The organism is Flavobacterium magnum (assembly GCF_003055625.1).
GTDB lineage: Bacteria > Bacteroidota > Bacteroidia > Flavobacteriales > Flavobacteriaceae > Flavobacterium > Flavobacterium magnum.
In genome coordinates this window covers 1,433,696-1,454,531 of record NZ_CP028811.1, presented here as the reverse complement: position 1 = coordinate 1,454,531, position 20,836 = coordinate 1,433,696, and the positions used below count along the sequence as shown (strand labels likewise).

Here is a 20,836-nt window from a genome sequence, read left to right as displayed (position 1 = left end):
TATTGCATAGTATTGCGTAAATTAGTGTCAGCAATTTTTCGGCGCAAATCATTAAAACAATTACTATGGAAAGAGCACAGATTTTATTGACAGTGATGGACAGGCTTCAGAAGTTCATGCAGGTCATCAACGAATATATTGAACAAGGGATTGAGATTTTCCTCAAAGTCAGGGATTGGTTCACCAAGATCATAGGTTACATCGAAAAGGGAATTGACAGGCTGATCAGCGCGGTCGGCGGCAGCAAGGAAGATTTTCTGCTGTTTCATGAAGACGACCTTTTCGTTTAAAAATTAAAGCCTCCGCAAAAGGGGGCTTTTTTGATTATAGCGGCATCCGCTTTTTCATTTCCTCCACAATACGATATGCCGCAGGGCAAATGGGAATATTCCTGAGCGTGATATCAGTAATCTGCTGAAACTTCTTGCGGTCGGTGTGCGGGAACTCGCGGCACGCTTTCGGACGCACCTGATAAATCATACAATAATTTTCTGCATCTAAAAAAGTACACGGCAGCTGCTGCAGCACGTAGTCATTGTCTTCGTCGATGCGCAGGTATTTTTCAATAAATTGCTGCGGTTTCTGCCTGAGGTGTTTTGCGATCCGTTCAACGTCCGCGGTGGTAAAAAGCGGCCCGGTCGTTTTACAGCAGTTGGCGCACTGCAGGCAATCGGTACGTTTAAACTCGTTGTCATGCAACTCCTGCATCATGTAATCGAGATTCTTCGGCGGCTTCTTTTTGAGCTTGTCGAAATACTTTTTGTTTTCGATATGCTTATCTTTGGCCAGTAATTTCAGTTCTGATAGTTTCAAAGTCGCAAAGTTTCAAGTTGCAAAGTTACGCAACTTTAGAAACTTTGATGCTTTGCAGCTTTGGCACTTTGCAACTAAAAATACATGAAAGACCTTTTCGGAAAAGCCATCCTCGATTACCAAACCGGCAATGACCCGCAAAACCTGGTGACGGAAACTACGATTTCAGAAGAAGATGAAATGTCAGTCGCTTATCTTTTCCGCTCGTATCGCCAGATGCCGGAAATAGAGCAGCGTGCGCTGCAAATGGCCAACGGAAAAATCCTCGACATAGGCTGCGGAGCGGGCAGCCATAGTTTATACCTTAGCCAAGAGCGGAATTTGGACGTGCATCCGGTGGACATTTCGGAAAATGCCATCAAGGCCTGCCTGCTGCGCGGATTGGACAATGCGCGCGCCGTGGACGTGATGGCTTTGGACAATGAAAAATACGATACGATCCTACTGCTCATGAACGGCGCCGGAATGTGTGGCCGATTGAAACGGATCGCGGCCTTTCTCCAGAAACTGAAATCACTGCTACTTCCAGGGGGGCAGATTCTGCTTGACAGTTCGGACATTATTTACATGTTTGACGAAGACGAGGATGGAGGCAAATGGATCCCGACGGGGATGGAATATTATGGCGAAGTGGTTTTCAGCATCAGATATAAAGGCGAAAAAGAACGTCCGTTCGACTGGATGTACATCGATTACAACACGTTACAAAATGCCGCCGAAGCCAATGGCCTGCGCTGCGAGATGGTCATGGAAGGCAAGCACTATGACTACCTGGCCCGGCTGACTATAAAAGATTAGGTAAATTTTGCAAACGGCAGTACTGCTGCTTTTTGTAATTTTAGGAAAAATCTTAAGATGAAAAAAGTAAAATTACTTTCCATGTTCTTACTGCTCCTGCTTTGGAGCTGCTCCAATGAAGACAACAACTCAGAAGTTGAAAACGGTACGAACCCGGCCCCAAACCTGAAATCGGTCGGCAAGAGTGCCAACGACTTCCTTTCGGATGACAAGTACCAGTCACTGGCCGTCGAGGTTTTCTACGTGGGAAACCTGCAACCCAACGCGCAGACGCTGCAAAATCTTAAGTCATTTATGGAAGCGCGCCTGCACAAGCCGGGCGGGATAACCATAGCCGTGAAGCAGATTGCGAGTCCTGCGGGCACACCGTACACCATCAACGAGGTTGCGGATATTGAAAGTGATATCCGTACAAACTATAACAGAGAGGATACTTTGTCGCTGTTCATCCTGTTTCTGGACGGGAACTTTTCCAGCGATACCGGTACCACGCTTACCCTGGGCGCAGCATACCGAAATACATCCTGTGTACTGTTTGAGAATTCGATCCAGGCACTCAGCAACTCACCGACGGAACCCAGCCGCACCGACCTCGAAACAATTGTCATCGAACATGAATTATGTCACATGCTGGGGCTGGTTGATTTGGGATCGCCAATGCAGACAAACCACCTCGACAGCGCCCATGGCAAACACTGCATCAATCCGGACTGCCTGATGTATTACCAGACCGAAAGCAACATCCAGAACATGATGAATTCCGGAATGCCCACACTTGATGCCAATTGCCTCGCTGACCTACAGGCGAACGGCGGAAAATAACTACTGTAATAAATCGGTTTGGGATAAAATTTCCTGAAGCGCAGCAGCCAACTTATCCAGGTCGGCCTCAGTATTGTATGCATTCAGGGAAATCCTCAGGTAGAAATTTCCATTAAGTTTCATTACCGGAATTTCGATATGGTACCTGTTGTAAAGTAATTCCTTGAGTTCCGTCGGTTGGCCTGTCCTGATCGGGATGCTGCACATCTGTCCCAGAAACTCTGGCGTTACCGGGCAAATTGGCTCGGTTTGGAGCAGATGGCAAAACGCCTTGTAATGCGTCAAAATCAGTCGCTTACTTTGGGCTGCTTTCTCCCGCCAATGGTGCTCAGACAGAAAGCGGATTGCCGCACCCGTAGATAAAAAAGCCGCCATGTCGCGTGTGCCCTGAAATTCGTGGTAATCTAAGAAGCGGCTTTCGCCGGGCATGTCACTTTGGTAACCCCAGCTCACCACCAACGGATCGATCTGGTCCTGGAAATCCTTTTTCACATATAAAAAAGAGGAGCCTTTGGGAGCAAGCATCCACTTGTGAAGGGTTCCGGTATAAAAATCGGGATTCAGCTGCGAAATATCCAGGTCGATGTGACCCGGCACATGAGCACCATCGACAATGGTAACCAATCCAAGCTCCCTGGCCCTGTCACAAATTTCCTTGACCGGAAAAATCAGAGCCGTGGCGCTCGACAACTGGTTCAAAAAAATGACTTTGGTGTTTGCATTGTAGCCCTTCCAGAATTCAGCAATCATTTGCTCTTTTGACACTACGGGCATGGAAATAGGCTGGCGAATGTACCTGGCGCCTGACTTTTTACAAAAGAAATCCCAGGTCCTGTCCATCGCCCCATATTCATTGTCCGATGCCAGGATTTCATCGCCGGGATTCAGGTTTAGGCTACGCATAATCGTGTTGATAGCGGTGGTGGGATTGGGAAGGAAATAAACATCCTGCGGATCGCAATGGACAAATGCTGCCAGTGCTTTCCGGGACTCGCGCATCAGTACCGGCAGTTTTTTAGTAATAAACTGGACCGGCTCTTTTTCGAGTTCCCGTTGCCAATGTTGGTATTCCTCAAAAATCGGTTTGGGACAGGCGCCAAACGAACCATGATTTAGGTAAGTGATTTCAGGGTCGAGCAGGAATAGTTCTTTCATGGTTTTGGTTTGTTTCAAAAAATAATCCCGCAATAGTTACGGGATATTAAGGTATTTGTGGGTTTGTAAAGAAACGCGCCATTTAGGATTCTTCATTACATAGTCTACGATCAGCGGCGTCATTTCTTCCTTCTTACTCCATTCAGGCTGCAGAAACAGGATCGCCTGGTCATTCACCTTCTCTGCCTGTTCTTCCGCAAAAATAAAATCATGCCTGTTATGGATGATCATTTTAAGTTCGTGCGCGTGGTCATAGACCTGCTGAACGGGCAATTTGGTTTTTTTCGGTGACAGGCAAATCCAGTCCCAGATACCCGAGAGTGGATAGGCGCCCGAGGTCTCAATATGAATTTTACGATGGGCCGCTTTCAGCCTGGTCGTCAGTGCTGTCATGTCCCAGGTCAGCGGTTCGCCGCCGGTGACTACGACAGTTTCCGAAAAAAGGCTTGCATGTGCTACAATTTCGTCTACATGTGTTGGCGGATGCAGATCCGCGTTCCAGCTTTCTTTCACATCACACCAATGGCAGCCCACATCACAACCGCCTACACGTATAAAATAGGCCGCTGTTCCTGTGTGATACCCTTCTCCCTGAATGGTGTAAAACTCTTCCATGAGCGGAAGCATTATCCCCTTCTCCACCTCCGATTGTATTTCTTTAGAAAGCATGCTGATTAAATAAGGTGCAAAGATAGTGATTTGGAACCGAGATTAAAACGACGGCAATGGAAAGAAAAAAACCGGCAACTTTGGGTTACCGGTTTTTATATTATCCTTTGATGAGCTTTTGCGTGCTCAGCGCTGTCTCATCCGCGGGCTCTATTGCAAGTGCTTTTTCTACGTTTTCCTTGGCTTTGATCTTATCGCCAAGTTTCGCATAATGGATGGCGATGTTATTGTAAGCCTCGACAAACTTGGTCTTATTTGCAGGTTTTGACAATTCCGATTCGCCTTTTTCCGTTACCACCCGGATGTATTCTTCATAGTATTTCGCCATTTCAGCCCTTGCGGTCATGTCATCCATTAGCAGGCTGTTCAAACGTGCTTTGTAAATGTAAGCGTCCTGGGTCGTCGGCGACGCCTTGATTACCGCGTCAAATGCCGCGTTTGCTTTCTGAACATCGGCTACATTCGGCTTTTCCGCTTTGGCATTATCGAAATACAGGGCGTAACCAAGATAGAAGTTATCATACAGGAAGTTCCTGGAGTTAGGATTTGTGACCGCGATTTCATAAATGGCCGATGCCTGCTTGTATAGTTTCAGGTCGAAAAATTTCTTACCGAAATCATTAAGTTCATTAGCCATGCCGGGATCCAGTTCAACGCCTTTCCTGATATCAGCAATACCACTGTCGAATAAAGTGCTGTCTACCGTGCCTGTTGGCTTTCCTTCTGCGTCGGCACCCATCGTCAGTGCCTTTTGGGTTTTAGCCAATCCCAAATAGAGGTAATCGCGCCCAATGAGATTCACATTCGGTTTTGCAATAAATTCATTCAACGCATTGATGGCAGCATCCGAATTACCGTTCTGGTAAGCCGAATATCCGAGGTATCGCAGAATCCTTGGGTTCACCTTATCGAGTTTCTGCATGGCGGTAGCCTCTGCTTCAAGCGCCTTGTAGTCCTTTGTCAACACGAGGAAGTCAGCGTGCCGCATACGTGAATCCAATGAATAATCCGTCATAGCCATGTATTTCTCATAATACTGGATAGCAGTGTTATTGTATTCAGTGTATTTTGCCTTGTCATTCAGGCCCCATACGTAATAGGTTTCAGCGAGTTCCCTGTACGCCGGGCCGTAATTGGGATTCGCGGCCAGGATTTTGTCAAAAATGGCTTTGGCTTCCGTGAATGCTTTGGCACTTTTGGTAATGGCACCCTGCTGCAGCGATGCGCGAAGGAGGTTTTTATCCGCGTCGGCGGCATTCCTGTAGGCGGAGTACGCTTCATTAACATTTTTGTCTCCGTAGTAGGCATCACCCAGATACAGTGAAATTTCAGCATTCGCCGGCTGTATGGCTTTGGCTCTATTCAAATAGTCAAGTGCTTTTTTGTAATCAGGTTTGGCAGGGTTCAGATAAGCTTTACCGATGTACATCAGTTCTTCAAAATCCTTTTTCTTGACATTTGCTAACGCCTTGTCAAAATTTGAAGCCGCACTGGCCGCATTGCCGTTTTCGAGGTCAATCTGGCCAAGTCCGATATAATTGAAATTCGCCTCAGTTTTTGCGGCCGTTCCTTTTTGGTAAGTTACTGCTGCCGAATCCTTGAGTTTTTGGGTGAGATACAAATTCCCTAAGAAAAAATAGTTTTTTCCGCTTTCAGGTTTTGTGGCTACAAGTCCTTTTAAAATTTTCTTAGCCTTTTCGTATTGTTCTGCATCAATAGCCTTTTTAGCCTGATCGAGATCCTGCGCATATGTGGCAGTCCCAAAAACAAATAAGGCAATACTGAAGATTTTTAGCTTTTTCATAAATGTTTATTTAGTATTTATATCCTTACGGATGGTAATATTTCTCGACGGAATCCGCACTGGAAGTAACCCTGACTTTAGGATAATCCGCTGACCCCTTTCACCGGCGATAAAAGAAGCAAATCCCATGCCTAAGCCTGCTGCGCCCTGAAAATTTAACATCTGCAGGTCGCGCCGCAGCGGATACAATCCCAACGCCAGGTTAGATTGATTGGGCTTATAATGATTAAGGTCGTTCTTCGCATTTTTAACATTCCTGACAGCCATCACTTTCACACTGCCAACCAACTCCTGCCATTGTGATTCCGGCTCCAGCAGTATATTCAAACCCACAACGCCCACCGCATCCGGATTTTTAGCAACGTAATCTATTACCTCGAGCGCCGAGTGCATGGAGTAAATGCCGTCATGTTTTGTCTTGTTGTCCGTTTTAGCTAAAGCATTCATCGTGTTCACCGTTCCTGAGTTCGGATTTTCAAAAACAAGTTGCTTAATCTTTGACGCTTTGCCCTGCATCAGATTCACCGCCTCCTGCAAATCGAGTAACGTATCTTTCGATTTTGTATTGGTAATGAAGGCGACCGCGTCCACGGCAAACGGAGTGATTTTGGGCGTTATTTGCCTTTTGGCGAGAGTTTGCTTTTCCGATACTGAAAGACTTCTTGACAATATCACCACTGCTGTTTTATCACTTAAAAGTGCGTTGACCACTTCAGACTCGGGTTTCGCAACAAGGTTTATCCTGCCCCTGTAATCTGACTGGAACACGGCCAGCTCATCCTCGATAATTGGCAAAATGGACTCGTCAACATAGAAAGTGGCTTTCCCTTCCAAAATAGTTTCTGCGTCCTCGCCTGACTTTTTACAACATATCAAGACCGTAACAATAATCAGAAAAACGCCGGCAACCTTGAGCAATCTGTAATTTGATAATTTTTTCATTTTCTCTGTAATAGTCTGATGAAACGCAGGAACGCATATACAATCAATATAATACCCAGAAACAGTCGGTAGTTATCAGGTAAATTGAAAGGAAGCCGCTTCTCAAAGATAATGAGAAGGCCCAAAATCAGGTATGCAAGGAAAAACAGTATTCCTATAAAGAGCAGAAATCGCCCTTTAAGCGATTTCTGTATTCTTTGGTTGGTATCGTGCTTCCGCATTAATCTCCTGATGAAACAATTTTAATCGGGAGCGAAAACCTCGCCCTCACCGAACGCCCGTTCTGTACGCCGGCCTTCCACCTTGGAGATGCCTTCAGCAGCCTCTCCGCTTCTTTTCCGGTTCCGTATCCAAGGTCACGACCAACTTTAATGTCGGTCAGTGATCCGTCTTTTTCCACTACGAACGTCACGTAAATATTTCCGTTGAGTGCTTCTCCTTCCGGTACGCGGAATTTATCCTGTACGTATTTGTAAAAAGCCTTCATACCGCCGGGGAATTCCGGCTGCACCTCTACGCTGTTGTAGATTTGGTTGTCCTCGATAATTTTGGTTTCAGGTGGCCCGTCGCCTGATGGTTCATCGACCACAATTTTCCCGTCTTCCTGCCCTTTGATATCTTTGGCGCCGACATTCTTGTCTTTAAGCTCTTCGATCGTCTTGATTTCCTCGACTACCTCTTCCTTTTTTACCACCTTAGGAGGAACGAACTTTACCTCGTCAATCTTTGGAGCCGGTGGCGGCGGTGGCGGTGGCGGGATTAGAGGCTTATCCGGTGGTGGTGGTGTTAGGATCTTTGCCATATCGACCATCTTCACCTTTTCCTGATCGTCGTCTTTACCTTTACCCCAATCGATTAGCGGAAGCGCTAGAAGACTGCTGAAGATAAAAGCACCGATAATCAGCGCAATCAGCGTGGTTTTAGGATTTTTTTTACGCAATTCGTAGGCTCCGTAACTTTTGTTACGGCCTTCGAAGACCATATCAATCCATTTCTGTTTAAATAAATCCAGTTTCATATGTTGTATGTTGTTATTGTTTTAAAGCAACAATTACTTTTCAAACAGATTTTCTTCTTCTTTGGTAATATCCACAATGGCGTAAGTAGGTACTTTACATATAGCCACTTCATCTAAAATATCCACCAAATTTTTATAGGTCGATTTCTTGCTTGCTTTGATCAGCATGATCAACCCCTTTTTGGGATCCTGCATCACCTGAGGCACAGATACTTTTTTCTCCAGGATTTTTTTCCTGATGCCTTTGCCTCCGTACACCATATCAGTCGGACCTTCCAGCGGACTGGCAAATTGGCCCATGTAATATTTCAGTTTATTGTCAGGTCCGATAAGCACGGTAAGTGTCCTGGCATCCGCAATGAGGATGGGCGGAATCTCGGTATCCTTATCAGGCATCGGCAAGTCCATCGATTGTGGCTTTGACAATGAGGTTGTAAGCATAAAGAAGGTAATGAGGAGGAACGCGAGATCCACCATAGCCGTAAGATCGACTTTTGCATTCGCCTTCTTACTTCTTACCTTGCCGCCTTTACCACCGCCACTGTCGCCGGTATTTAATTCTGCCATTTCAGTATGTTTTTAAAATTTATCGCTTCTGAGTCCTGTGACCAGAAAGAATTTATTTACTTTTTGTTTTTGCAGGATATCCATCACTTTCTTGATTTGCGGATACTGCTCTTTCGCATCGCCTTTGATAGCGAAGTTAAGCTGCTCATTGTTCACAAACGCGTTGGCATTTCTTGCCTGCAGCACCCATTCCGACAACTCATTATTGATGGAGTCATGCGGGATACCGATTTGTTGCCCTTTTACATTACGTTGTGTCGATGTCATGCTGATTAATGCCTTGACTTGCGCAAATGGCACCCCAAATTCATCGATAAGCCCGAATTTAGTGATTTCGTCATCAGTGAAGTTGATTTTCTTTTCGGTGGCCATATACTGCAGCGTCTGCTTCCTCACTGGAATTTCCTTAATCCCCAAAAACACTTTTCCGCTGTCGCCGATGGTAATAATAGCGAGGTTTTTTTCAGGAAGCTTGTCCTGTACAGTTGAGTTAGGCGTATCCACAGGCAACGGCTCGGGTTGCTTCGCTGTTGCCGTCAATATGAAGAAAGTCAGCAGCAGGAACGCAACATCACACATCGCCGTCATGTCGATGGACGTGGCCTTTTTAGACATTTTTACTTTTGCCATTTTATATTTTTTTACGGAATCGCTCCCGATGAATTATTATCCTCTCAAGCTACCCCTTAAACGTCTGTAAGTACCAACAATGGTAGACCCGGCCTCATCGATAGAATAAGTAAGTGTATCGATTTTAGAAGTAAAGTAGTTGTACATGATAATGGCCAGCGCAGAAGTAGAGATACCTGTTGCGGTATTGATAAGCGCCTCAGAGATACCGTTTGCAAGTGCAGCCTGATCAGGAGTTCCTGAAGTCGCCAATGCACCGAACGCTGTAATCATACCGGTTACTGTTCCCAAAAGACCTGCAAGTGTACCCAAAGAAACCAAAGTCGATATGATGGTAAGGTTCTTCTCAAGCATTGGCATTTCAAGTGAAGTCGCTTCTTCGATTTCCTTTTGGATCGTATCGGCAGCCGCTTCGCTGTCAAACCCTTCTTTTTTCACTTCCTTATATTTCACAAGTGCCGCTTTGATCGCGTTGGCTACTGAACCTTCTTGCTTATCACAGTCAGCGATCGCAGCATCGATGTTATCCGACTTGATGTTTGCCTGTACGTTTTTCATGAATTTATCCAAGCTTCCTTTTCCGGCAGCTTTAGAGATCACGAAGAAGCGCTCGATTGAAAACACAACCACCATCAGCAACAATCCCATAAGCACAGGAACGATTTTTCCTCCTTTGTACACCATCGCCAGATAGTTTCCTGGTTTAGGATGTCCTGCCTCAGCACCTGAACTGATCATTTCCTTTTCATTTTCGAAATTCCCCGGGGCACCCATCACGAATTTCCAGATTATTATACCGATAACGATACAAGCTACAATTACGATTCCGGTAAATAAGTTTCCGCCGTTTGATCCGGTTTCTTTCTTAGCTGCTACATTTGGTGTTGCCATTTTTTAAAATTTTAGTTTTTGAAAATTTAATAGATTTAATACTTAATAGATCTGAATCTGTTTTTATAAGAACGACAAATTTATATTTTTAGTGGAGAAAAAAAAATATATTTTAACTTTTTGTCCTTTATTAACAGTAATTTTTGTTGGTGTTAAATCCCAGTAAAATAAGGCAAAACCAGCGTTTTTTTGTAAATATACCCTTCATAAAGACAAATTGCCGAATTATCGGTAATGCATTTTTAAATATTGAGATTTTTATTGCTAATATGATAACGCAAGCCTCCTGTGGATTTCACCAATGCTTTCCTGTTAATTTTTCTGCGGCTTAACCTTAACTTTACATTGGCGGCAGGAGGGTTGGCTTCGATTTTTTATTTTTACAGGAAAAACACATGCAAATGAAGAGTTATCTCACAATCGGATTGTTGGTGCTGTCCAATATTTTTATGACATTGGCCTGGTATGGCCATTTGAAGTTTAAAGAGCTGCGGTGGTTTGAAAACGCTGGACTCATCTCCATCGTTTTAATCAGCTGGGGGTTGGCTTTTTTTGAATATTGCTTCCAGGTACCCGCAAATAAGATCGGGTTTGAAGGCAATGGTGGCCCGTTTTCCCTACTACAGCTCAAGGTGATCCAGGAAGTTATTACGCTGGTAGTCTTCGTCATTTTTTCGATGCTGTTTTTTAAGACCGAGAGCTTTCGGTGGAATCATGCCATCGGCTTCCTGTTCCTGATACTTTCCGTATATTTCATTTTCAAAAAATAAGTCCATGAAAAAATATTTTGTCCAGAAATCCCCGTTTGTTGTCCCTACTGATGACGGCAAACTAATTGAGGAGCACCACGGCATGGCTTCCACGCAGAATGCCAATGTTTCCATTGCTCATATGATTGCGCCGCCGCACTGGAGCGAACCGTTCCAAACGCCTGAATTCGATGAGTACACCTACATTATAAAGGGAAAAAAGCAATTCATTATTGAAGGGGAAGCAATCATCCTTGAAAGCGGGCAGTCGATACACATCCTGAAAAACACAAGGGTGCAGTATTCCAATCCTTTTGAAGAACCCTGCGAATACCTGGCTGTATGCCTTCCTGCATTCGACTTTAACAAGGTGCATCGCGAGGCGTAATCAGGATTTTAAAAGCGATAGGATTTCGTTTTCAACAGTTGCTGAATCCCAGATGCGTTCGATGTCCGGAAGCTGCATGACTTTATCCATGATGGCTTTCTGCCGGTCTCCAAGTGCCAGCGCTTCAGTGTAGGGCCTGTGACTGAAGGTCACGCGACTGTACAACGGCAGCCATTTGTCCGGGTATTTTTCTGAGAAGCGTTTTTCGATTTTTTTCTGAAGCAGAAAACGCTCGTCAGCGGTTTTGGAACTCATTTCCATAAAATTGCGGTACGACAACTCCGCTATCGCATCGGCATTTGGTTTGCGCGATTTCTGGTATTCTGCAAATACCTTTTTCCAGTCATCGCCGTATGCCTGCATCATTTCATACAACACCGAAATATCTTCAAAACCCGCATTCATGCCCTGCCCATAAAACGGCACAATCGCGTGGCACGCATCTCCGACGAGCGCAATCTTGTCGTCATACGTCCAGGGATAACACTTCATTGTTACCAGGGTACTCGTGGGGTTTTTGAAAAAGTCTTCAGCAAGTTCAGGAATCACGTCAATCGAATCCGGGAAGTTTTTCTCGAAGAATGCAACGACCTCAGCATGGGAAGTCAGCTTTTCAAAGGAGTTTTCACCTTCAAACGGCATGAACAGCGTGCAGGTAAAGCTGCCGTCGAGGTTAGGCAACGCGATGAGCATGTACTCGCCCCTTGGCCAGATGTGAAAAGAATTTTTATCAAGTTTATGGGAGCCATCGGCGTTCGCCGGAATATTGAGCTCCTTATAACCGGTATTGAGGAATTCCTGCGAGTAGTTGAACATGCTCTGGCGCTGCATCCTATGGCGTATCCTTGAAAAAGCACCGTCGGCACCGAAAACCATGTCGTATTTCAGGTCCTTCCATTCGCCCCGTTCCGTCTCTCCAATGTGCAGCGTGGCGTCAGACAAAGTGACATCCCAGATGCGCTGCTCAAAGAAAAATTCGGCTCCGGCACGTTCGGCAAGGTCAATCATTTTCCTGTTCAGCGTTCCCCGGGAAATAGAATAGATGCTTTCTCCTTCTCGTCCGTAATTTTGGAAGCTGATCCTGTCCTTGACGTGTATGGCGCGCTTGTCCATAGGAATTGAAATCTGCCGGACTTCGTCACCAATACCCACAGTATCCAGTGCCTTCCATCCGCGGTGTGACATGGCCAGGTTAATTGACCGACCTGAAAACTGGATTTTCCGGATGTCCGGGCTGCGGTCAAAAACATGCACGGTATGCCCCTCCTTCCTGAGATAAATTGCCAAAAGCGACCCCACGAGTCCGGAGCCTACAACAGCAATTTTAAGGGGATTCTGCATCAGGAATTGGTAAAATACATTACAAAATTACATAATAATGACCACAAACAGCGTGAAAAATCTTTCAATTATTACTGCTCAGTTAGTTTAGCATGAAAGCCATTTACCTACAATGGTGAAATTTCGCTACCTAGCTGACACTGAAAACAGCAATTTTGTTAAATCTGTAATCTTTTTCCGCTTATTTATTAAAAAAATCCAGATTTTAAAATTGTATTATAAAATGGATTATTTTTAAAAGCGAAAGAATGTAACCAACCTAAATGATTCAAAATGAAAAAACAATTACTCTTTTTACTATTGATTCCGTTATCCGGCCTGTATGCCCAGGATTACACCCCGTTGCAGGTAAGTTCGGGATTTACTGCCGATGTCATCGCTGATGGACTGAACCCGTCGGCAGTGTCAACCAGCATCGCCGTGGATGCAGCCGATTTTAATTTTATGAGTGCCGATTTTCAGGCCAACGACGGCGACACGCCCCCGGCATACGCCTTGCCGGTTTCGGGACTCATCGAAAGCACTACGATATCCGGATTGACATACCAACTTGCGCCTTACTATGAAAACAACTCCTTAAGGATTGAGAGCCAGGATGAAGTCGGTTCGCTGACGTTTTCGAATCCCGTGATGGCGACCACACTCTATATTATGGCCTGTACCGGCAGCGGACAGGGAACCATTATCGGGAACATCTACTTCTCTGACGGAACCTCCCAGGAAATCACGCCTGTAGTCGTCCCTGACTGGTTTTACAGCAATGCATTGCCCGTCATCACATCCGGATTTGGCCGTGTGAACCGTGTTAACGATGTTATAGAAAACCCTGCGGGAAACCCAAGACTGTATCAGGTCGAGGTTGCCATATTGCCCGAAAACCAAGGCAAACTGATAAGCAGCATGGATTTTACCAAAACCTCATCAGCACAGGGGATCGTAAACATTTTTGCTGTGAGCGCCCATGTGCTCGGCAGCTGCCCCAGCCCGACCGAGTTTTTTGTTTCGAGCACCGCTGACGGCGCAGGCATTTCGTGGACGCCGTCTCCAATCGCGCCGGCATCCGGATATGATTATTATTATTCAACTGACCCTACTGAGCCTTCCGACATGCAGAACCCCAGCGGCAACGTAAATGCATCGACGACCTACGTATCCTTATCGGGGCTTGGCATCGGGCAGCATTATTATTTCTGGGTCCGTGCCAATTGCAGCGCTTCAGATAAAGGAACATGGCAATTGGTTGAGTTTACTACGGGACAACAGGAAACCACCAATCCTAATGGCGATATCAACACATCGTACATCGATGCGGCCAGTATCACGACCGAATCTGAAAATACCTGCCCCGGTCTATTGTCTGTAGAGGTGCCTGCCGGTTACAAAATTACGTCAACCGCGGTGGCCTACGATATGGAAACGGCCAGCAACGGATGGAAATCAGAGCAGCGTTCTATACTGGTCTGCAACACCAGCGGCCTGAAGGAAGACAGTATTTCGCAAGGAACCGGCAGTTCCGGCGGAATCCAGGAGTATTTCAGGGATGGACTCAGCATCGCCAATGACCTGACCGGGACAGTCGAATTCGAATTGCGTGCCTGGAGAACCTATGGCGGGACCGACTGCAACCCAACGTGGAACCGCGTTGTTGGCGACACTTTTAAAGTGACCATCACGTACGAGCCGCTTCTGAATACTGAGACCGCGGATGTTGATGTATTTTCCGCGTACCCTAATCCTGTGCAAAATGTATTGACCGTTTCCGCTAAAGAAGCCTTATCCGAAGTAATGCTGTATAACATGCTCGGTCAGGAAATCAAGCATAAGCCCGGAACAGGGGCCAAAGAAATAACATTGGACACTTCAAATCTTGCCAAAGGCACCTACATTGTCAAAGCTCAAACCGCATCCGGCGTGAAGTCATTGAATGTAATCAAGAACTAACACAACCGCGTTAAAAATGAAAAGCCTGAATTACTTCAGGCTTTTTTATTTTCAAATAGATTATCCGAGAATCCCTTTCTTCAGTATCTGGCCAAAATCGTACATGTCTTCGTAGGAACAATACAAAGGCACTGGTGCCAGGCGAATGACGTTCGGCTCGCGCCAATCCGTAATCACACCGTTTTTCATCAGGTAATCGAATAACGGGCGACCCTCGCCGTGAAGGAATACCGAAAGCTGGGATGCCCTTTCGGAAGGATTTGATGGCGTAATGATCTCAAAAGTGCTTTCCACTTCTTTGTCGATTTCTGACAGGATAAACTCAAGGTAGCCCGTGATGTTATCGCGTTTTCCTATAAGTGCTTCCATCCCAACTTCTGCAAACATCTCAACTGATGCAAGGTACGGCGCCAGTGACAATATCGGAAGGTTGCTCACCTGCCAGCCGTCAGCACCCTGTACCGGATCGAAATCAGGCTCCATCTTAAAACGCCTTTCCTTATTGTGTCCCCACCAGCCTGCAAAACGATTCAGCTTTTTGTCGGAATGGTGCTTTTCATGGATGAAACAGCCGGATGCATTTCCAGGCCCGGAATTCATATACTTGTAACTGCACCATGCGGCAAAATCGACATTCCAGTCGTGCAATTCAAGTTTGATGTTGCCGGCGGCATGCGCGAGGTCCCAACCCACAACCGCTCCGGCGCGGTGTCCCGCTTCAGTGATTTTTTTGATATCGAAAACCTGTCCGGTGTAATAGTTTACACCACCAATCAGCACGAGCGCCAGTTCATCACCGACTTCTTCGATTTTTGAAAGGATGTCCTCAAGGCGGATGTTGTGTTCGCCTTCGCGGCGGTGGATTTCTACAATGGCATCATTTGGATCATAACCATGGAACTTCACCTGGCTCTGGATCATGTACTGGTCGCTCGGAAAAGCCTTGGCTTCACAGAGTATCTTGCACCTTTTAACTTCAGGCTTATAGAACGAAACCATCAGCAGGTGCAGGTTGACCGTCAGCGTATTCATGACCGTGACTTCAGTTGGCTTGGCGCCGACAATCTTACCCAACGGCCCGGCAAAACGTTCGTGGTAATCCCACCATGGCTTTTCGGCATAAAAATGACCTTCAACGGCAAGGTTTGCCCAATCGTTCATGACTTCGTCCACGTATGCCTTTGTCCGTTTCGGCTGCAGTCCGAGGGAGTTCCCGGTAAAATAAATGACCTGTCTGCCATTAACTTTCGGGAAGATAAACTCGTCACGGTATTTTGCTAAAGGATCATCGGCATCGAGCTGCCGTGCGAATTCGCGGGTGTTCTGGAAGGTCATGGTGTTTTTGTTTGAGGCGTAAATTTAATCGATAATTGATAATTGGCAAGGGATAATTTCCGATTGTCGCAGAAATTAATCAGTAACCCGGATCACATAAAGATCCAAACCGGCATCGTTAGTCTTGCGTCAATCCATGTCCGGACCTCAGGCAGCTGTCCTGAAAACAGCACGGCAAAAAAAATCCCGATCTTTCGAACGGGATATTTTCTTCTTCACTTTTATGTTACAGGATCAGCATCGCATCACCGTAAGAGTAAAATTTATATTCCTCCTTTATCGCCTCTTCATACGCTTTTTTCATCAGGTCGTGACCTGTAAATGCGGAAATCATCATTAGTAAGGTAGATTTTGGCGTATGGAAATTGGTCACCATGCAATCGGCAATACTGAAATCGTGCGGCGGGAAAATGAACTTATTGGTCCACCCGTCGTAAGGATTCAACATTTTCGCTGACGAAACCGAACTTTCAATGGCACGCATTGAAGTGGTTCCGATGGCGCACACGCGCTTCCTGTTGGCTTTCGCCTCGTTGACGATATCACAGGCTTCCTGCGTGATTTTCAACTCTTCGGAGTCCATTTTGTGTTTTGACAGGTCCTCTACTTCCACGGGGTTAAATGTGCCAAGGCCCACGTGAAGCGTCACTTCGGCAAAATTAACGCCTTTAATTTCAAGCCTTTTCAGCAGATGCTTAGAAAAATGCAGGCCGGCTGTAGGCGCTGCCACGGCACCTTCTTCCTTGGCGTAAATGGTCTGGTAGCGCTCCGCATCTTCCGGAACAACCTCTCGGTTGATGTATTTCGGGATTGGGGTTTCGCCAAGTTCGGTCAGCTTGTTGCGGAATTCCTCATAAGAGCCGTCATAAAGGAAACGCAGGGTACGGCCTCTCGACGTGGTATTGTCAATAACCTCAGCCACGAGAGAATCATCGTCACCGAAATATAACTTATTCCCGATACGGATTTTTCTTGCAGGGTCCACCAGCACGTCCCACAGACGCTGCTCGGCATTGAGTTCGCGCAGCAAAAATACCTCGATGCGCGCACCGGTTTTCTCCTTATTGCCATAAAGGCGGGCCGGAAAAACTTTGGTATTGTTCAGGATCATCACATCCCCTTCATCAAAGTAATCGATGATGTCCTTAAACATCTTATGCTCAATGGTCTTATCTTTACGGTTCACCACCATCAGGCGGGATTCGTCACGGTTTTCGGCTGGAAATTCTGCTAATAGCTCTTTGGGTAAGTTGAAGTTGAAGTGCGATAATTTCATTCGGGCTTTTTATTTAGTCCGCAAATATACGATTGCCGGACAGGCGTTGTCAAGTCTTTTGGCGTTTATTTGGCTGCAAAGTGGTAAACCGCAAACCGTATGAAGCCGGAACGCCCGTGAACATTGCATTTTACAATCGGGCGACATGAAAACCCAGCCGCTCCAGATCGTCCCAAAACCCCGGATACGACTTGGAAACCACCCCAGCATCTTGAATAGTGATCGGAACTTTTACCGCCAGTGGCGCAAAGGCCATCGCCATACGGTGGTCGCTGTAGGTGTTGATTATCACATTGTCCCGTAGGATTTCGGCGGCTTTCAAACTCAGGCTGTCACTGGTGACGGAAACGGCTGCGCCCAATTTGCCGAGTTCATTTTCCAGTGCCTGCAACCGGTCCGTTTCTTTTATCTTAAGGGTATGCAGCCCGGTGAGTTCACAAGGGATTCTGAGGCCGAAACAGCTGACGGCAATCGTCTGGGCAAGGTCTGGCGTATCGGCGAGATTCAGGCGCAACAGTGTCAAATCCGATTGCCTTTTTTGCAGCGTGATGGTGTTACCCGAATATATGGTGTCGACACCCAACAGGCTGTAAATTGCTGCGAGCGCCGCGTCGCCCTGCAGGCTGTTTTGCCTGTAGGCAGACAGCGATACCGAAGTCCCGGCCGATGCCAGCGCGATGATTGAATAAAAATAGGAAGCAGAAGACCAGTCCGATTCGACGGCAAGGGTTCCCGCAATAGACTCTCCCGCATGCGGAAATACTTGGATAACATGACCTGTAAATGAGGTTTTCACCCCGATACGCTCCAATAAGGCAAGTGTCATTTTAATATAAGGCATTGAAGTGATCTCGCCGTGCAATTTGATCGTGATACCCTGTTCCAGTTTCGGGGCAATGAGCAGTAAGGCCGAAATATACTGGCTGCTTACATTTCCATGCATAGATACCGCACCGCCGCTGAGTGTCTTCCCTTTGATCAGCAACGGCGGAAAGCCTTCGTTTGATTGGTAAGTGATGTCAGCGCCAATTGACCTGAGTGCTTCGACCAGGATGCTGATCGGGCGTTCCTGCATACGTGAAGATCCTGTAACGGTAACTGTCGCGCCTTCTTTGGCAGCAAAAAAAGCCGTAAGGAAACGCATTGCGGTGCCGGCATGATGCACGTCGATTGTGGATGCCGTTTGCGAAAGTGCTTTGATCATTACCGCCGAATCATCGGAATCTGAGGCATTGTCAAGTTGGATGCCCGGAAACAGCGCCTGCAACAGCAGCAACCGATTCGTCTCCGATTTGCTGCCCGTGAGCTTAAAGTGCAATCCGTCGAAAATAACCTGCGGGCGAAGCGCGATGTCCATATCTTACCGCCCTGACGGGCATTATTTCAGTTTATCGTTATTGTGATGGCGGTCATGGTCGCGGCGCGACTTGAGGTCCATTTTCTTATCGAAAGCTGCCTGAAGGTCAATACCGGTTTGATTTGCCAGACACAAAACTACGAAAACCACGTCAGCCAGTTCTTCACCCAGGTCTTTATTTTTATCACTTTCCTTCTCAGATTGTTCTCCGTAGCGTCGGGCGATGATGCGGGCCACCTCGCCCACTTCTTCAGTCAGCTGGGCCATATTGGTCAATTCGTTAAAATAACGGACACCGTGTTCCTTAATCCAGTTGTCGACGTCGAGTTGGGCATTCTTGAGATTCATATTACAGCTTTTTTAAAACCAATTTTTCGTTGCGTTTGTCGGTCAGCTTTTGGAAAAAATCCTTCAGCACCGGATAAAAATCCTGGGAGACCAGCATCTTATTGACTTCGCTGCTGATGGAAACCTGGATTTTATTCCCCAATGATTTGACTTCGTAACGGAAGGCGGCTACATTTTCAGGCGTTGCCACAGACATCGGCAAAGGTATCGATTCTACACTATATCCTTTGGGAATTTCTAAGGTGACTACAATTTTAGATTGTTTCGGGTAGCCAAAAAACACGGGCAGCTGACGCTCATCGCCGGTAAAGATATTTTTGGGTTGCTGTAAAAATAAGGAAGGGCTCAGGTACATCCGATCCCCGATGATTTCCGCCAGGCCGTCTGAGGTAAAATCGAAAGCTTCCTTAATAGGCTCCGTGAGGTCTTCCGTATTTTCAACCGAATAGTGGCTTATAGCAATCTTGTTCAGGTCATTTTCAAGACGTTCCAGATACTGGTCCTGGTTCATTCCGCCAAATTGCTGTCGGTAACCAAATGCTTCGTAATCGGTTTTGTACACACGGACCTGCCCTTTGAGGTGGCCGGTGTCATCCAGTGTCGCCACAATCGAAGTATTGTTTTTCGAAGAGGCCTGCGGCTGCATATTTATTTCCTCCGAATTCCCATCCCTGGCGATAAGCCTCCCGTTCCAGTTCAAGGCATACAGCGGCAGGATTCCCGGTGGCGCTTTCCTTGTACAGGCGTCCAGCAGCGTTTGCTTTCCATTAAAATTGCAGGCCGTCAAAACATAATTGAATCCTGTCTGGTTCGGGTACACCGGAATGCCATGCCCCACGGTGCTGACCAAAACCGGATAGGCGGTGACCCCGGCGGCATTGAGCATCGCGGTGAGGATAAAGTTCAATTCCGCACTGTTGCCCGTCCTGTCAACCCATGCTTTCTGTACGCCTTTATCAGTCAGATAACCAAATTCCCCGTTCCAGTTCATTTTCGCCTTCACATAGCCGAAAATGGCCTTGACGCGTTCATCGTTGCCTTCCACTCCGTTGAGCAATTGCCGCAATTCTCCGTCGAAATAGTCGTTGCGTTCCAACTGTTTCCCAAACTCCGCCCTTTTGTAAATCTTGCGCGCGACGCCCTCCCAGGTCTTCGAAAAATCCTGGTTGTTGCGTTCATCACGCTCACGGATGACCTCGAGCTCATGGTCGATGGCGCTGCGATAATTTTCGACATTGTCCACCAACGGCTCTGGCCTGAGGGCCGCGATGCTCTTGCCGATGTAGGTTGTCGTGACCTGGTTGAATTCGAGATAGTCCGTTCGTGTCGTGGTCGCGTTGCGGAAACCGATGGAATTTGACTCAACAGCGCTCTTATATTCGATGCCTTTAAAAAGTCCTTTAATGACCGGTTTGTACCCGTACGTTACCGGGATCTCCGTCCGGTATTCTACATAATCGACGGGAATATCCCGTTGAAACACGAATGTCGGGAAACTCATCAAGTCTTCACTCTTGAGGGTGTAGCGGAATTCGATAATCGATCCGACTTTCACATTTGGCAACGTAATGGTCACCGTTTTCCAGTTCTTATTGACTTTCTCAGTGAATTTTCCTTCGCTGCCGATTTTTGTTTTTTCGACCTTGCCGTTTACGATATTATAGGTCACGGCATCGGTCACATTGAGCACATCCGGATTGAGGTTTTCGTAACCGATATAATACGGCACTTCATAATTGGCGTATTGAAGGCCTTCCTTCTTATAAATCTTGATGCGCATTTCGAAAATGTGTTCCGCCGTAAATCCTTTTTCCGCGCTGTAATTGAATTTGGTAACGCCTTTGTTGTAAAGTACTGCCGCCGCCGCGGTACTGTCTGCCGGATGCCGCCTCATCTCGAGGTCTTTGATGGTGACCTTCGCCGATTCCGATTTCTGGCCGTTGCATAAGGCCACCAACAATAACAAAAACGGCACTAGTCCTGAACGCATGT

Annotated in this window: 21 protein-coding genes; 6 read left to right on the top strand and 15 right to left on the bottom strand. The window is 46.5% G+C overall.

The window, feature by feature from the left end; genetic code table 11:
* The first annotated feature begins 65 nt into the window (after positions 1–65).
* Positions 66–290 (top strand): hypothetical protein, encoded by a 225-nt coding sequence (locus HYN48_RS05960; protein WP_108370250.1) that lies wholly within the window; start codon positions 66–68, stop codon positions 288–290.
* Positions 291–324: 34 nt separating this feature from the next.
* Here the strand turns inward: HYN48_RS05960 and HYN48_RS05955 are convergent, their stop codons facing one another.
* Positions 325–813 (bottom strand): YkgJ family cysteine cluster protein, encoded by a 489-nt coding sequence (locus tag HYN48_RS05955; RefSeq protein ID WP_108370249.1) that lies wholly within the window; start codon positions 811–813, stop codon positions 325–327.
* Between the two features lie 84 nt (positions 814–897).
* Here HYN48_RS05955 and HYN48_RS05950 point away from each other — a divergent pair, with 84 nt between their 5' ends.
* A complete protein-coding gene (locus HYN48_RS05950; RefSeq protein WP_108370248.1) occupies positions 898–1,611 on the top strand; it encodes a class I SAM-dependent methyltransferase in 714 nt (237 codons plus the stop codon).
* 57 nt (positions 1,612–1,668) lie between these two features.
* Positions 1,669–2,433, top strand: a complete 765-nt coding sequence (locus tag HYN48_RS05945) for a membrane metalloprotease (protein WP_108370247.1) — start codon at positions 1,669–1,671, stop codon at positions 2,431–2,433.
* On the opposite strand, the gene HYN48_RS05940 is transcribed toward HYN48_RS05945, so the two are convergent.
* From HYN48_RS05940 to HYN48_RS05900, 8 genes are all read right to left on the bottom strand, one after another.
* A complete protein-coding gene (locus HYN48_RS05940; protein ID WP_108373417.1) occupies positions 2,434–3,588 on the bottom strand; it encodes an aminotransferase class V-fold PLP-dependent enzyme in 1,155 nt (384 codons plus the stop codon).
* 36 nt (positions 3,589–3,624) lie between these two features.
* Positions 3,625–4,257 (bottom strand): 7-carboxy-7-deazaguanine synthase QueE, encoded by a 633-nt coding sequence (locus tag HYN48_RS05935; RefSeq protein ID WP_108370246.1) that lies wholly within the window; start codon positions 4,255–4,257, stop codon positions 3,625–3,627.
* A 100-nt stretch (positions 4,258–4,357) separates the two neighbouring features.
* Positions 4,358–6,061, bottom strand: coding sequence for a tetratricopeptide repeat protein (locus tag HYN48_RS05930; RefSeq protein WP_108370245.1), 1,704 nt, complete (start codon positions 6,059–6,061; stop codon positions 4,358–4,360).
* A gap of 6 nt (positions 6,062–6,067) precedes the next feature.
* Positions 6,068–7,003, bottom strand: a complete 936-nt coding sequence (locus HYN48_RS05925; RefSeq protein ID WP_108370244.1) for a PstS family phosphate ABC transporter substrate-binding protein — start codon at positions 7,001–7,003, stop codon at positions 6,068–6,070.
* 220 nt (positions 7,004–7,223) lie between these two features.
* Positions 7,224–8,021: an energy transducer TonB gene (locus tag HYN48_RS05915; protein WP_108370242.1), complete on the bottom strand. Its 798-nt coding sequence runs from the start codon at positions 8,019–8,021 to the stop codon at positions 7,224–7,226.
* Positions 8,022–8,054: 33 nt separating this feature from the next.
* Positions 8,055–8,588, bottom strand: a complete 534-nt coding sequence (locus HYN48_RS05910; RefSeq protein ID WP_108370241.1) for an ExbD/TolR family protein — start codon at positions 8,586–8,588, stop codon at positions 8,055–8,057.
* Positions 8,589–8,600: 12 nt separating this feature from the next.
* Complete coding sequence (locus HYN48_RS05905; protein WP_108370240.1) at positions 8,601–9,218, bottom strand: ExbD/TolR family protein; 618 nt, start codon at positions 9,216–9,218, stop codon at positions 8,601–8,603.
* Positions 9,219–9,254: 36 nt separating this feature from the next.
* Positions 9,255–10,109, bottom strand: a complete 855-nt coding sequence (locus HYN48_RS05900) for a MotA/TolQ/ExbB proton channel family protein (RefSeq protein WP_108370239.1) — start codon at positions 10,107–10,109, stop codon at positions 9,255–9,257.
* A gap of 401 nt (positions 10,110–10,510) precedes the next feature.
* On the opposite strand from HYN48_RS05900, the gene HYN48_RS05895 reads away from it, so the two are divergent.
* Together HYN48_RS05895 and HYN48_RS05890 are read left to right on the top strand one after the other, a co-directional pair.
* Positions 10,511–10,879 (top strand): DMT family protein, encoded by a 369-nt coding sequence (locus HYN48_RS05895; RefSeq protein WP_108370238.1) that lies wholly within the window; start codon positions 10,511–10,513, stop codon positions 10,877–10,879.
* A gap of 4 nt (positions 10,880–10,883) precedes the next feature.
* Positions 10,884–11,246, top strand: coding sequence for a cupin domain-containing protein (locus tag HYN48_RS05890; RefSeq protein WP_108370237.1), 363 nt, complete (start codon positions 10,884–10,886; stop codon positions 11,244–11,246).
* Here the strand turns inward: HYN48_RS05890 and HYN48_RS05885 are convergent, their stop codons facing one another.
* On the bottom strand, positions 11,247–12,587 hold the full coding sequence (locus HYN48_RS05885) for an FAD-dependent oxidoreductase (RefSeq protein ID WP_108370236.1): 1,341 nt from the start codon (positions 12,585–12,587) through the stop codon (positions 11,247–11,249).
* A gap of 273 nt (positions 12,588–12,860) precedes the next feature.
* Here HYN48_RS05885 and HYN48_RS05880 point away from each other — a divergent pair, with 273 nt between their 5' ends.
* A complete protein-coding gene (locus HYN48_RS05880) occupies positions 12,861–14,528 on the top strand; it encodes a T9SS type A sorting domain-containing protein (protein ID WP_108370235.1) in 1,668 nt (555 codons plus the stop codon).
* Between the two features lie 60 nt (positions 14,529–14,588).
* Here HYN48_RS05880 and kynU read toward each other — a convergent pair whose 3' ends face one another.
* The 5 genes from kynU to HYN48_RS05855 all read right to left on the bottom strand — a co-directional run bounded on the left by kynU (position 14,589) and on the right by HYN48_RS05855 (position 20,834).
* Complete coding sequence (gene kynU / locus HYN48_RS05875) at positions 14,589–15,863, bottom strand: kynureninase (RefSeq protein WP_108370234.1); 1,275 nt, start codon at positions 15,861–15,863, stop codon at positions 14,589–14,591.
* Positions 15,864–16,089: 226 nt separating this feature from the next.
* On the bottom strand, positions 16,090–17,139 hold the full coding sequence (queA, locus tag HYN48_RS05870) for a tRNA preQ1(34) S-adenosylmethionine ribosyltransferase-isomerase QueA (protein ID WP_108370233.1): 1,050 nt from the start codon (positions 17,137–17,139) through the stop codon (positions 16,090–16,092).
* A 130-nt stretch (positions 17,140–17,269) separates the two neighbouring features.
* Positions 17,270–18,496: a 3-phosphoshikimate 1-carboxyvinyltransferase gene (locus HYN48_RS05865; RefSeq protein WP_108370232.1), complete on the bottom strand. Its 1,227-nt coding sequence runs from the start codon at positions 18,494–18,496 to the stop codon at positions 17,270–17,272.
* A 21-nt stretch (positions 18,497–18,517) separates the two neighbouring features.
* Positions 18,518–18,844, bottom strand: coding sequence for a nucleotide pyrophosphohydrolase (locus HYN48_RS05860; protein WP_108370231.1), 327 nt, complete (start codon positions 18,842–18,844; stop codon positions 18,518–18,520).
* Position 18,845: 1 nt separating this feature from the next.
* Positions 18,846–20,834, bottom strand: a complete 1,989-nt coding sequence (locus tag HYN48_RS05855) for a DUF3857 domain-containing protein (RefSeq protein ID WP_108370230.1) — start codon at positions 20,832–20,834, stop codon at positions 18,846–18,848.
* Positions 20,835–20,836 lie beyond the last annotated feature (2 nt).